This is a genomic window from Robiginitalea sediminis, assembly GCF_002198115.1.
GTDB classification, from domain to species: Bacteria; Bacteroidota; Bacteroidia; order Flavobacteriales; family Flavobacteriaceae; genus Robiginitalea; species Robiginitalea sediminis.
The window spans coordinates 579,206-591,955 of record NZ_NGNR01000002.1 but is presented as its reverse complement, the minus strand read 5'-3'; the positions used below and the strand labels follow the sequence as shown (position 1 = coordinate 591,955).

General features: G+C 51.8%; 13 protein-coding genes. 7 read left to right on the top strand and 6 right to left on the bottom strand.

The features are described 5' to 3' along the window. Positions 1-4: 4 nt before the first annotated feature. The 3 genes from CA832_RS08860 (at position 5) to CA832_RS08850 (ending at position 5,570) form a co-directional block, all read left to right on the top strand. The gene (locus CA832_RS08860; RefSeq protein WP_088341215.1) at positions 5-1,864 is read left to right on the top strand and encodes a DNA topoisomerase IV subunit B; all 1,860 of its coding nucleotides are present in this window, start codon (positions 5-7) and stop codon (positions 1,862-1,864) included. Between the two features lie 20 nt (positions 1,865-1,884). Continuing rightward, a complete protein-coding gene (locus CA832_RS08855; RefSeq protein ID WP_088341214.1) occupies positions 1,885-4,545 on the top strand; it encodes a DNA gyrase/topoisomerase IV subunit A in 2,661 nt (886 codons plus the stop codon). A gap of 80 nt (positions 4,546-4,625) precedes the next feature. Next, entirely contained in the window at positions 4,626-5,570 is a 945-nt protein-coding gene (locus CA832_RS08850; protein ID WP_088341213.1) for a sterol desaturase family protein, read from the top strand. Between the two features lie 13 nt (positions 5,571-5,583). Here the strand turns inward: CA832_RS08850 and CA832_RS08845 are convergent, their stop codons facing one another. From CA832_RS08845 to CA832_RS08835, 3 genes are read right to left on the bottom strand one after another with little or no spacing between them, the layout of a single operon-like run. Then, complete coding sequence (locus CA832_RS08845; RefSeq protein ID WP_088341212.1) at positions 5,584-6,390, bottom strand: TerC family protein; 807 nt, start codon at positions 6,388-6,390, stop codon at positions 5,584-5,586. Between the two features lie 2 nt (positions 6,391-6,392). Then, positions 6,393-6,764, bottom strand: a complete 372-nt coding sequence (locus CA832_RS08840; RefSeq protein WP_088341211.1) for a DNA topoisomerase IV — start codon at positions 6,762-6,764, stop codon at positions 6,393-6,395. 38 nt (positions 6,765-6,802) lie between these two features. Continuing rightward, positions 6,803-7,168: a helix-turn-helix transcriptional regulator gene (locus tag CA832_RS08835; protein WP_088341210.1), complete on the bottom strand. Its 366-nt coding sequence runs from the start codon at positions 7,166-7,168 to the stop codon at positions 6,803-6,805. A gap of 294 nt (positions 7,169-7,462) precedes the next feature. Here CA832_RS08835 and CA832_RS08830 point away from each other — a divergent pair, with 294 nt between their 5' ends. From CA832_RS08830 to CA832_RS08820, 3 genes are all read left to right on the top strand, one after another. After that, positions 7,463-8,530 (top strand): M14 family zinc carboxypeptidase, encoded by a 1,068-nt coding sequence (locus CA832_RS08830; protein ID WP_158211907.1) that lies wholly within the window; start codon positions 7,463-7,465, stop codon positions 8,528-8,530. Positions 8,531-8,620: 90 nt separating this feature from the next. Beyond that, on the top strand, positions 8,621-9,100 hold the full coding sequence (locus CA832_RS08825) for an Lrp/AsnC family transcriptional regulator (RefSeq protein ID WP_088341208.1): 480 nt from the start codon (positions 8,621-8,623) through the stop codon (positions 9,098-9,100). Between the two features lie 4 nt (positions 9,101-9,104). Next, a complete protein-coding gene (locus CA832_RS08820; RefSeq protein WP_088341207.1) occupies positions 9,105-9,626 on the top strand; it encodes a DinB family protein in 522 nt (173 codons plus the stop codon). 3 nt (positions 9,627-9,629) lie between these two features. Here CA832_RS08820 and CA832_RS08815 read toward each other — a convergent pair whose 3' ends face one another. Both CA832_RS08815 and aroB read right to left on the bottom strand, forming a co-directional pair. Then, positions 9,630-9,941: a hypothetical protein gene (locus CA832_RS08815; RefSeq protein WP_088341206.1), complete on the bottom strand. Its 312-nt coding sequence runs from the start codon at positions 9,939-9,941 to the stop codon at positions 9,630-9,632. A gap of 117 nt (positions 9,942-10,058) precedes the next feature. Continuing rightward, positions 10,059-11,114: a 3-dehydroquinate synthase gene (gene aroB, locus CA832_RS08810; protein WP_088341205.1), complete on the bottom strand. Its 1,056-nt coding sequence runs from the start codon at positions 11,112-11,114 to the stop codon at positions 10,059-10,061. A gap of 94 nt (positions 11,115-11,208) precedes the next feature. Here aroB and CA832_RS08805 point away from each other — a divergent pair, with 94 nt between their 5' ends. Continuing rightward, positions 11,209-12,375 (top strand): proline dehydrogenase family protein, encoded by a 1,167-nt coding sequence (locus tag CA832_RS08805; protein WP_088341424.1) that lies wholly within the window; start codon positions 11,209-11,211, stop codon positions 12,373-12,375. On the opposite strand, the gene CA832_RS08800 is transcribed toward CA832_RS08805, so the two are convergent. After that, positions 12,372-12,749, bottom strand: coding sequence for a hypothetical protein (locus tag CA832_RS08800; protein ID WP_088341204.1), 378 nt, complete (start codon positions 12,747-12,749; stop codon positions 12,372-12,374). The two genes, CA832_RS08805 and CA832_RS08800, sit on opposite strands and share 4 nt — an antisense overlap. Position 12,750: the final 1 nt, after the last annotated feature.

The following is a 12,750-nucleotide window of genomic DNA, read 5'->3' as shown; positions in this document are numbered from 1 at the left end:
AATCATGGCGCAATCCCAATATACCGAGGACAACATCCGCTCCCTTGACTGGAAGGAGCATATCCGCATGCGCCCGGGGATGTACATCGGAAAGCTGGGCGACGGGTCTTCTGCCGATGACGGGATTTACATCCTGCTTAAAGAGGTCATAGACAACTGTATTGACGAATTCGTCATGGGGGCGGGCAAGACCATAGAGGTCAGTATCCGCGAAGACAAAGTGACCGTGCGCGACTACGGGCGGGGTATCCCGCTTGGGAAAGTGGTCGATGTCGTATCCAAGATGAATACCGGGGGTAAATACGATACCCGTGCCTTCAAAAAGTCCGTAGGGCTCAATGGGGTAGGGACCAAGGCGGTAAATGCCCTCTCTACTTATTTCCGCGTGGAGTCCACCCGGGACGGTCAATCCAAATCTGCCGAGTTTACCATGGGGGAGTTGGTGGAAGAGGAGTTCCTGGAGGAATCCTCCCGTCGGAGGGGTACCAAGGTCACCTTTACCCCGGATGAGGGGATTTTCAAGAAATACCGCTACCGCAACGAATACGTAGAGCGCATGTTGCGCAATTACGTATACCTGAACCCCGGGCTTACCATCATGTTCAACGGGGAAAAATTCTATTCCGAGAACGGTCTTCGGGACTTGTTGGAAGATTACACCAATGCGGAGGATATGCTCTACCCCATTATCCATCTGAAAGGGGACGACATTGAGGTAGCCATCACCCACAGCAAAACCCAGTACAGCGAGGAATACCACTCTTTTGTGAACGGGCAGCACACCACCCAGGGCGGGACCCACCAATCTGCCTTCCGGGAAGCGCTGGTGAAGACCATCCGGGATTTCTTCGGGAAAAACTACGACGCCTCGGATGTACGCAAATCGGTTATTGCGGCCATTTCCATCAAGGTCATGGAACCGGTTTTCGAAAGCCAGACCAAAACCAAGCTGGGCTCTACGGACATGGGCGGGGACCTTCCTACCGTAAGGACCTATATCAACGACTTTATCGGGCGCGAGCTGGACAATTACCTGCACAAGAATCAGGAAACCGCCGCCAAGATCCAAAAGAAAATTATACAGGCCGAGAAAGAGCGCAAGGAACTTTCGGGCATCCGTAAACTAGCCCGGGAGCGGGCTAAAAAGGCCAGCCTGCACAATAAAAAACTACGGGACTGTCGCGTGCATCTTGGGGACATGAAGCATGACAGGCGACTGGAATCCACACTCTTTATTACCGAGGGCGATTCCGCGTCCGGCTCCATTACCAAGTCTAGAGATGTGAATACCCAGGCGGTGTTCAGCCTTAGGGGGAAGCCGTTGAACTCCTACGGGATGTCCAAGAAAATCGTTTACGAAAACGAAGAATTCAACCTGCTGCAGGCGGCGCTGAATATCGAGGACTCCATGGAGGACCTGCGGTACAACAATATCGTCATTGCCACAGATGCCGATGTGGATGGGATGCACATTCGTTTGCTGCTTATCACCTTCTTCCTGCAGTTCTTCCCGGAACTCATCAAGGAGGGGCATTTGTATATTCTGCAGACGCCATTATTCAGGGTTAGGGACAAGAAGCAGACCATATACTGCTACAACGAGGAAGAAAGGCGCGAGGCCATCGGGAAATTGAAAGGCAAGCCCGAAATCACCCGGTTTAAAGGACTTGGGGAGATTTCCCCGGACGAGTTCCAGCACTTTATTGGGGACGACATCCGGTTGGAACCCGTGATGCTGGATAAGGCCATGTCCATAGAGGAACTCCTGAAATTCTATATGGGCAAAAATACCCCGGACCGTCAGGAATTTATAATTGATAATCTTAAAGTAGAAGTAGATCTGGTTGAGGACAATGCACTGTAATCAGGTATTTTATACTGCGAATGGAAGAGCATGAAGAGGTAAACGGGGCTGGGCAGGAATCGCCTGATGAACAGGGGCAGGAAGCCCTCACCCGTGTTACGGGGATGTATAAGGACTGGTTCCTGGATTACGCCTCCTATGTGATCCTGGAGCGGGCCGTCCCGGCCATTGAAGATGGTTTTAAGCCTGTCCAGCGGCGTATCATGCATGCCCTGAAGGAAATGGATGACGGGCGCTATAATAAGGTGGCCAATGTGGTGGGGCACACCATGCAGTACCACCCGCACGGGGATGCCAGTATTGCCGATGCCATGGTCCAGTTGGGCCAGAAGGAATTACTTATAGATACCCAGGGGAACTGGGGCAACATCCTTACGGGAGATGGGGCCGCCGCCCCGAGGTACATAGAGGCCCGGCTGTCCAAATTCGGCCTCGAAGTGGTCTTCAGCCCGAAAATCACGGAGTGGCAACTCAGTTATGACGGGCGGAAAAAGGAGCCGGTAAACCTGCCGGTAAAATTCCCCTTATTGCTGGCTCAGGGAGCCGAGGGTATAGCCGTGGGCCTTTCCACAAAGATCCTGCCCCACAATTTCAATGAACTCATAGACGCTTCTGTCCGCCACCTGGAAGGCAAACGCTTTACCCTGTACCCGGATTTCCCCACCGGGGGTATCATAGACGTCACAAATTACAACGATGGTCTTAGGGGCGGTAAGGTCCGCACCCGGGCGCGTATTTCCCAGAAGGACAAGAACACCCTGATCATTACCGAGATCCCTTACGGCACCAACACCTCTTCCCTTATAGATTCCATCCTGAAGGCAAACGACAAGGGGAAAATCAAAATCAAGCGGATTGAAGACAATACGGCGGCCGAGGTAGAGATTCTGGTGCACCTACCCCCGGGGATATCGCCAGACAAGACCATAGACGCCCTCTATGCCTTTACGGCCTGCGAGACCTCCATATCTCCCCTGGGCTGTATAATAGAGGATAACAAGCCCATTTTTATGGGCGTCAGCGAGATGCTTACGCGCTCTACGGACCATACCGTGGAAATGCTGCGCGCAGAGCTGGAAATCCAGCTTTCGGAACTGGAAGAGCAGTGGCATTTCGCTTCCCTGGAGCGTATTTTCATCGAACAGCGAATTTACCGGGATATCGAGGAAGAGGAAACCTGGGAGGGAGTCCTGGAAGCTATCGATAAAGGGCTGAAACCCCATACCAAAAACCTGAAGCGCGAGGTTACCCGAGAAGACATCACCCGCCTTACCGAGATCCGGATTAAGCGGATTTCCCGGTTCGACCTGGACAAGGCGCAGGAGCACCTGGACCAACTGGAATCCCGAATCGCGGAGACCAAACACCACCTGGCCCACCTTACCGAATACGCTATTACTTATTTCAAGGACCTGAAAGCCAAATACGGCAAGGACAGAGGACGGAAATCCGAGATCCGGGTCTTCGACGACATCGAGGCAACCAAGGTGGTCATCCGGAACACCAAGCTCTACGTCAACCGGGAGGAAGGTTTTGTGGGCACCAGCCTTCGGAAGGACGAATACGTCACGGATTGCAGCGACATAGACGATATTATTGTCTTTACCCAATCCGGCCAGATGATGGTGACCAAGGTAGACAGCAAGATTTTTGTAGGAAAGGGTATTATCCACGTAGCTGTCTTCAAGAAGAAAGACAAGCGCACAATTTACAACATGGTCTACAAAGAGGGCAGGGGGGGCGCCACCTATGTAAAGCGGTTTAATGTGACCTCCATTACCCGCGATAAGCTTTACGACCTGGCCGGAGACAAGGCTTCGTCCCAGATCCTTTATTTTACGGCCAATCCAAATGGAGAGGCCGAGGTGGTCACCATCCACCTGCGGCAGGTCGGGAGTATCAAAAAGCTGAAATGGGACCTGGATTTTGCCGATGTGCTGATAAAAGGGCGAAATGCCAAGGGGAACATCGTCACTAAATATGCGGTTAAGCGCATAGAACTGAAGGAAAAAGGCCTTTCCACCCTGAAGCCCCGGAAAATCTGGTTCGACGATACAGTATTGCGCCTCAATGTAGACGAGCGCGGGGAACTCCTGGGGGAATTCACCTCCGAGGACCGCTTGCTTATCATTTCCCAGAAAGGTATCCTTAAAACGGTAATCCCCGACCTGAACATGCATTTCAACGAGGACATGATTGTCCTGGAGAAATGGAACCCTGCCAAACCCATAACGGCGATATACTGGGAAGGGGAACGGGAATTGTTCTATGTAAAGCGTTTCCAGGTGGATAACCCGGACCGGGAAGAGACGATCATAACCGAACACCCTAAATCCTACCTGGAGCGGGTCTTTACCGATTACCGCCCTATGGCCGAAGTGGTTTTTGCCAAAAAGAGGGGCCAGGAACGCAAACCCAACCTGCAGGTTAACCTAGAGGAGTTCATTTCGGTAAAGGGCATTTCCGCCATGGGTAATCAGCTAACAAAGGAAAAAGTATTGGAAATAAACGCCATGGATCCTTTGCCCTATGAGGAGCCCAAAAAAATGGAGGCTGCCGAGATGGAGGTGGTAGATGAAGAAGATGTCGGCGCTGCGCCCCAACCCGAACCGCCTGCCAGGAATTCGAAAGGGAAGACACCTGGAAAGGCAGATGAGAACCAGGGAAAACTTTTCGATTAATGCAAACCTCATTTCGGAAAACGAGTATTTATGCGTAAACTGCCCTTTTTAAGAACCCCCAATATGATTCAATCCCTGATATGTCTGTAAGCGACCCTCTGGTTTACGGCGTCCCCTGTTTTATTGCATTTATCATCCTCGAGCTGGCGTATAGCCGGGCGCATGGCGACGAGGAGAATTATCATTGGAAGGACCTGTTCGCCAGCGGATTTATGGGTGTGGGTTCGGCAATCCTGGGGGCCTTCCTCAAGGTGGCGTTCTCCATAGTGATGTTCGAGGCGGTCTATGCCTATTTCAATCCCCTCTCTCCCGATGGCGTGCGGATAAACCTCATGGGGTATGAGTCCTTCGGCTATGCCTGGTACGTATGGCCCCTGTGTTTTTTGGCAGACGATTTTACCTATTATTGGTTCCACAGGGCCAACCACGAGGTCCGCGTGTTGTGGGCGGCTCATATCGTCCACCATTCCTCCGAGCACTTTAACCTGGGTACCGCAATCCGAAACGGATGGTTCACCCTCCTGTACAAGCCCTTGTTCTATGCCTGGATGCCAGCCATTGGCTTTCCTCCGGAAATGGTACTTTTCTGCCTCGGTTTAGAGGCGCTCTGGCAGTTTCAGTTGCATACGGTCTACCTCCCGCGCCTCGGCATTTTAGAGAAATGGGTCAACACCCACAGCATGCACCAGGTCCACCATGCGCGTAACCTGGAATACCTGGATAAAAACCATGGGGGCTTCTTCAACTTCTTCGACAAGATGTTTGGTACCTGGAAGGCTTATGACGATTCTATTGAGATCGATTACGGGGTAATCCATTCCCCGGATTCCTATAACCCTATGGTGATCCTTACCCACGAATACCGATCCATCTGGCAGGACCTGCGTTCTGCGAGATCCCTGCGGGAAGGGCTGATGTATTTGTTCGGGCCTCCCGGATGGAGCCCGGACAAAAGTACCCTTACGGTTAAGGAACAGCAACAGATACTTCAGCAGCAATCCCTGGAGCGAAAACCTGCAGGGTAAGTCCAAGGCGGTTTTATTCGCCTTTACCGTTCTTTTTCCGGTTGGTAAGCCTTCTCAGGTCCAGGAATTCCACCATGAGAGAGAAGGCGATAGCGAAATACAGGTAGCCTTTCGGAATACTTCCTATCTCATTGTCGAAGACCACCAGGTGGGAGAGGTGGGCCGCTTCCGCAATCAGCATAAAGCCGATCAGGATCAGGAAAGAAAGCCCCAGGATCTGGATGGAGGGGTGGCGGTTTACAAAATCGCCTACAGGGTTGGCGAATAGCATCATGATTACCACCGAGATGACCACCGCTACGATCATCAATATCAGGGCGTCCGCAGGATTTGGGGAAATGCCATTGGTCATCCCGATTGCCGTAAGGATGGAGTCAAAGGAGAATACGATATTGATCACCGTAATCTGAATGATGGCATTCATTAGGGAGGAGGATTGCCCTTTTTTGACCTCCCGTTCGTCGTGCCCCCGGTCTTCTACCTTTTCGTGGATTTCTTTAGTGCTCTTGTAAAGCAGGAATAAGCCTCCCCCGAAGAGGATTAAGGCCTGCCCGCTTATGGAACCGTGAAACCACGATTCATTTAAAAGGAACAGGGGTTTTTTGAGTTGGGTTAGCCAGGTTATACCAAAGAGCAGGAGGATCCGCATGCCCATGGCCAATACAAGCCCCAGGTTTGTTGCTTTTTTACGCTGTTTCTCCTCCAGTTTCCCGGCAGCAATCGAGATAAAAATAATATTGTCTATCCCCAGAATGATCTCCAGGAATGTGAGGGTAACCAAGGCAATCCAGGCATCGGGGCTGGTGAAGATTTCAAACATGCTTATTGCGCTTTGTAGGCGGTGCCTCTGGAAGCCTGGGAGGTGCCCACCAGTTTGTACTCAAAAGTATACGAATTCTCGGTGGTAGACAATATTTTCATGTGGATGGGGCGTGCCTCCGCCCGTGAGTCCGGGTTCAGGTCTGTTAGGATGTATTCGCAATCGTTTATCCATCGGACCCTTGCGGAATCGGTCTGGCCATTATACGTGGAGGTTTCAAGCGAGTCCCTGCGTGTAAAGGTGGTAGTCACCTCCTGTCCGTCTACGGTGGCGGTAAAGGTAAAAGTTCCGTCCCGGAAAAGTTCGCAGTTGCGCTGTGGCGGGTTGCAGGACAAAACGGGCAGGGTGAGCAGGAGAATCCAGAGTCGTTTCATAAGCCAAAGATACGATTTCCAGGGGTCAGAGGTATAGGTTACCCTTCCTTTCGGGAAGGGTAGTGCGTATCAAATGTGCCGTCCTTGTAAAAAACCAAAACCTTCTGGATTTCCTTGTCTCCCACCCCGGCCAATTTATCTATGGGTTCCTCTGATGGCTCTTCTATTGTTCCGGGGGAGAAGGGGAAGCGGCCCTTGCCATTGAGCAGCCAGTATAAATCTACTTCCGGGAAGCGTTGGGTTACCTTCAGGATAAAATCCAGGCTGGGCTTGTTCCTCCCGCTTAGCAAGTGGGAGATGCTCGAACGCTGTACGCCGATTTCCTGAGCAAAGGCTGCAGCACTCAGGTCGAAATGCGCACAGATTTCTTCGATCCGCTTGGCGAAGGCTTCACTGTTTACCATTGTAAAACAAAGATACGCTTGAAGGATATATCAATAGCTATAAAGACTGAACATATTTATTTATAAGGGAAAATACATGTTTAGGTAATGATATATAAAACACTAATATACAATAATATAACTATAAAAAATAAATGATGTTTACTTTTGTAAATTCAACCGCTTTCACTGTGTTGTTATGGTATATTAATGTAACCATTTTCATTACATCTGTGACCAATTGAGGCGTTACCTTTGTATTTGAATCGCTTACAAATGCTTTCGGAGTACCATAGTAAATATTGTCTGCCCGGGTTGGGAAAACGCTACCTTCCGCCAGCCCACCTCTCCCGGACTTTGGAAACCATCCCGGGTCTGGAAGTACACCCTTGTGGTACCTCCGTGGAAGGCAGGCCCATCCTGGTTACCGAACTGGGGTCTGGCCCCATTCGTGTACTTATGTGGTCCCAGATGCATGGAAATGAGGCTACCACCACCCGGGCAGTCGCTGACCTTTTGCACCTGCTAATGGGCAATGACCCGATCTCCCAGGACCTCAGGCAGGCATTAACTATCAGAATCCTGCCTCAGCTCAACCCGGACGGCGCCAAGAGTTATACCCGGGAGAATGCGGCCGGGGTGGACCTGAATCGGGACGCCCGCTTGCTTACCCAACCAGAGAGCAAGGTTTTGCGGGAGCAGTACCTGGAATTTCGGCCCCGCTTTTGTTTTAACCTGCATGATCAGAGGACGATATATAATGTCGGGAACACTCCGGTGCCAGCAACCCTGTCCTTCCTTTCCCCGGCTCAGGATCCGGAACGAACACTGACATCGAACCGTAAGGAAGCCATGCAACTCATCGCCTGTATCGCTTCGGACCTGCAAGCCGAGCTACCAGGGGGGATTGGCCGGTACGACGACTCCTTCAACGCGGACTGTACGGGAGATCAGTTTCAGATGGCAGGTACCCCCACGGTTCTATTTGAAGCCGGGCACTTCCCCGGAGACTACCAACGGGAGGAAACACGAGCCTTCGTCTTCAAGGCACTCCTGAGCGCCTTGCAACATATCGCCAGAGGGTCCCATCGAAAGGTCCAGCCCGAAGGCTACCTTCAGATACCCGAGAATGGAAAGGACTTTACGGATTTACACGTGCTCAGCGCCCATTTGCTGGATCCCCGCTATTCCGGGGAGCTGCCCCTGGCTATCCAGTACCGGGAAGTCCTGAGGAAGGGTCGCATTTTCTTCCAGCCCCAATGGCCGGAGGAAGGCCTTGGCAGCTGTACTTACGCCCATGAATGCCTGGATCTTTCAACCCCTGCAGGGATGCAGGCCGTGCGCTCCCGGGAAGCGCTTTACCACTTCTTACTTTCGGAATAGCCCCGGTATATTTGCGTTATATTCAAGAAAAACACGCATTTGTTATATATTATGTGTTAATTCCTTATTTTTGCCTAAAATTTTATTGAAATGGCCAAGGTAAAATTGGATGAAATCGATCACCAGATCCTCGATATGCTGATCGACAATACGCGGACCCCCTTTACGGACATTGCCAAGAAATTGTTGATTTCTGCAGGTACGGTCCATGTCAGGGTCAAGAAAATGGAAGAAGCGGGTATTATCAAAGGCAGCTCGCTCACCCTGGATTATGTAAAACTGGGGTATTCTTTTATCGCCTACGTCGGGATCTTCCTGGAGAAAACCCACCAGACGAAGTTTGTACTGGAACGGCTCAATGAAATCCCGAACGTGACAGTGGCCCATATCACGACAGGAAAGTTCAATATCTTTTGCAAAATACGGGCAAAAGACACCAACCATGCCAAGAACATCATCTTCCGCATAGACGATATTGATGGGATCAGCAGGACGGAAACCATGATTTCCCTGGAGGAGAGCATCAACGACAAGAAGCGCTTGATGCACACCATCTTCAACGAACTTTAGGAATATGAAATTGCGCGACGCCCTGGGGACTTGCCCGGCCTATTACAGGCCTTACCTGGATACCCTGGAACCCGAAATGGAGCTCCTGCCGCTTATGGAGCGTCAATTGGTGAATTTCCCCCGGTTTCTACAGAGTATCCCACAGGACAAGTGGGAGTATGCCTATGCCCCCGGGAAGTGGAGTGTTGCCGAGGCCCTGGTCCATGTGCTGGATACCGAGCGGGTCTTCCAGTACCGGGCGCTTTGCTTTGGTCGTAAAGACACGACACCCCTGCCTGGTTTCGACCAGGATGCCTACGTTTCGCAAAGCCGCGCCAACCAGCGCACTCTCTCGGATGTGCTCGAAGAATATCAGTTGGTTCGGGGGTCTGGTTTGGCCTTGTTCCGGACTTTCTCGGAAGAAGATTTGCAATGGCAGGGTACGGCAAGTGGTGTTCCGATGCCCCTGGGGACACTAGGGTTTATTATGTGTGCCCACCAGCGTCACCACCGCAACATCCTTCGGGAACGCTACCTGGAGAGGTAAGTCCTAAAAGTCCGGGTCCAGTTCCATCTCCAGGGACCCGTCGTATTCCTTTTCCAGGGATTGCATGGGTTCGCGTTCCGTTTCGGAATCCGCGTCCATTCCCTCGAAATGGGCCATCAGGTAATTCAGGTTCTTCCCGATTTTTACCAGATAGAGCGTATCCTCAGCCCGTAATTCTACAGCTTCGATCCACTGTCCGCTGGCGTTCTTAAACGAGATGATGTCTTCGTCTCCATATCCCTGGGGATAGGCATCCAGAAGGGCTCCCGCCAGTTCGGGGGTTAGCTTTTTAAAATCGATAATGACTCTTCTCATACGGTTCGGGTTGGTTGTTATTCAAAAGGAATCTGATTCCTCTTTCCGAATCTAAACCATTTGCCCAAGGGCCGTATAAAAGAGTTGTAAACGGGATTAAAACTGTATGTAAAATCCTTATTCTGTGTAGTATGCAAAGGCGTGCTGCAGGTCCTTGGCGGGCACTTCGCAATTAAAGACGGCCTTGCCAGGGCTCTCAATCAGGGTAAACAAAACCTTGCCATGGGTGTTTTTCTTGTCGTGCACCAGTAAGGCCAGGATAGGGGGGATGTCTTCCTCTGATATGGCGGGTTTGCCAAAAACATTGACCAGGGTTTGCTTAATATGGTCGCAGGCTGCCGGGTCCAGCCCCAGGGATCTGGTGCTGAGATAAGCTTCCAGGATCATCCCCATGGCGATCGCCTCCCCGTGGAGAAGGGCATTGGGCCCTTCCAGGAAATGGGATTCTATGGCATGCCCCAGGGTATGCCCGAAATTCAGAATTTTCCTGAGGTTTTTTTCGGTAGGGTCTGCCAGGACTACCTCGTTTTTGAGGGCTACGGAATGGCGGATGCTCTCCTCGGACCGGTCTGGTTCGCTTAAGGCACTAAGGCGTTCCCAGTATGCGGCATCTCGGATAAGACCGTGTTTGAGCATCTCAGCAAACCCACTGCGGGTTTCCCGGGCGGAAAGGGTGTCCAGGAAATCCGGGAATACCCAGACCAACTCCGGTTGGTTGATGACCCCTACCTGGTTTTTCAAAGTGCCCAGATCCACACCGGTTTTCCCCCCAACTGAGGCATCTACCATGGCCAGGAGGGAGGTGGGGATATTCACAAAGGATATCCCGCGCATATAGGTGGAGGCCACAAAACCACCCAGGTCTGTAACCACACCCCCGCCCAGGTTTACCACAAGGCTGCTGCGGTCCGCCCCTTTGGCCGACAAGGCCTTCCAGACGTCCATACAGGTTTCAATCTGCTTGTGGGATTCGCCGGCAGGGATAGTTACAACCTCCCATCCGGCAGCCTCGGGCACCTCCTTTAAAAGTACGGGAAGGCAATCCCTGGCGGTATTGGAATCCACAATCAGAAAGACACTGGAAAATTTTCCTTTTTGCAGCACTTCCCGCAGGGCCCGTACGCCGTCGGATCCAAAGTGAACGGCATAATCCGGGGTTTTAATGGCAGACATGAGACTGGCTTTGAGAAGGATGCAAATTACCCAAAATTTTATATGTGCTCAAGGCGGGGCGCAGTATATTTGCCATATTGAGAATTTTACAAAAATGACCCGGATTTTTGAGAATACTGCAACGGCCTTTGCCCTGAAGTCCGATGCCGAGCTGGAGCGCGCTTTCTACTTGTTTCGGATGATTTCCAACGAACCCCTGGTTAAAATAGGCACCAGCCTCACCCATTTCGCCATAAAGGCCAATCTTCCGGTGGAAGGCCTGATCCGCACCACGGTTTTTGACCATTTCTGCGGTGGGGTAAACGAAGAGGATTGTATGCCTGTGGTAGAGCGGATGTGGGAAAAGGGCGTTTGTACCGTCCTGGATTATTCCGTAGAAGGCAAGGACACAGAGGACCCCTTGGACGATGCCCTGGCTAAAACCCTCGAAATCCTGGATTTTGTCAAGAAAAAGGATGCCATGCCTTTCGCGGTCTTTAAGCCTACAGGGTATGGTCGGTTTGCCCTTTACCAGAAAATAAGTGAAGGGAAAACTCTGACCCCGGCCGAAACTGCCGAATGGGAGCGGGTAGTCCGTCGTTATGACCTTTCCTGCAAGAAAGCCTACGACCTTGGGGTATCATTGCTTATCGATGCTGAGGAGAGTTGGATGCAAAAGGCGGCAGACGACCTTGTGGAAGCCATGATGCGCGAATACAACAAGAAGGACCGCATCGTGTATAACACCTTGCAAATGTACCGCAAGGACCGGATGGACTATTTCCGTGAAGTCCATGAAAAGGCGCGTGCAGAAGGGTTTCAAGTTGGCATGAAAATCGTGCGGGGGGCCTACCTGGAAAAGGAGAACGACCGGGCGGAAGAGAAAGGGTACCCAACCCCCATGTGCGGCAGCAAGGAAGAAACGGATGCCAACTTCGATGCAGCCATCCGTTTTGGCCTGGATAACCTCGATACTGTATCCCTGTTTTCCGGGACCCATAATGAAAACAGTTCCTATGCCCTTATGGAGGAAATGGAGCGCCGTGGCCTGGCCAAAAATGACCCCCGCATCTGGTTCGGGCAGCTATACGGCATGAGTGACCATATCAGCTTTAACCTTGGGGCAGAAGGTTATAATGTGGCGAAGTACCTCCCTTTCGGGCCGGTGCGTGATGTTATGCCGTACCTGATCCGAAGGGCGGAGGAAAACACCTCGGTGGCCGGGCAGACCAACCGGGAACTGGAACTCTTGCGCAAAGAGCGCAAGCGCAGGAAAATTTAATCGAGGCGGAGCGGTTCTATGGCCGTCAGTCGGGTCAGGGAGTCGCAATTTTCAAGGGTGAGGCGCAGGGCTTTGTCCTGGTAGGCGCCTTCCACCACATAGATGCCGCAGGGCTCGGCCCTGGGGTCGCTTTCGTCAAATTTCACATCCCCTTCCCGAAACAAGTAGGCTACCGCCAGGGAGTCATAGTCTTGTTCCAGCCCTGGTGCCAGCTCAAGGGGTTGGGTGCGCAGAGCCTTCAATACCCTGCAATTGGGGAGATAGCAGAATTCCGTACCGGTTCCCTCGGTCTTTTTACGCAGGAAAACCGCAAGGAAGATAAGGCCAATGGAAAAGCCGAGAAGATACCACCCGAAGCGCTTCAAAAAGCCCATA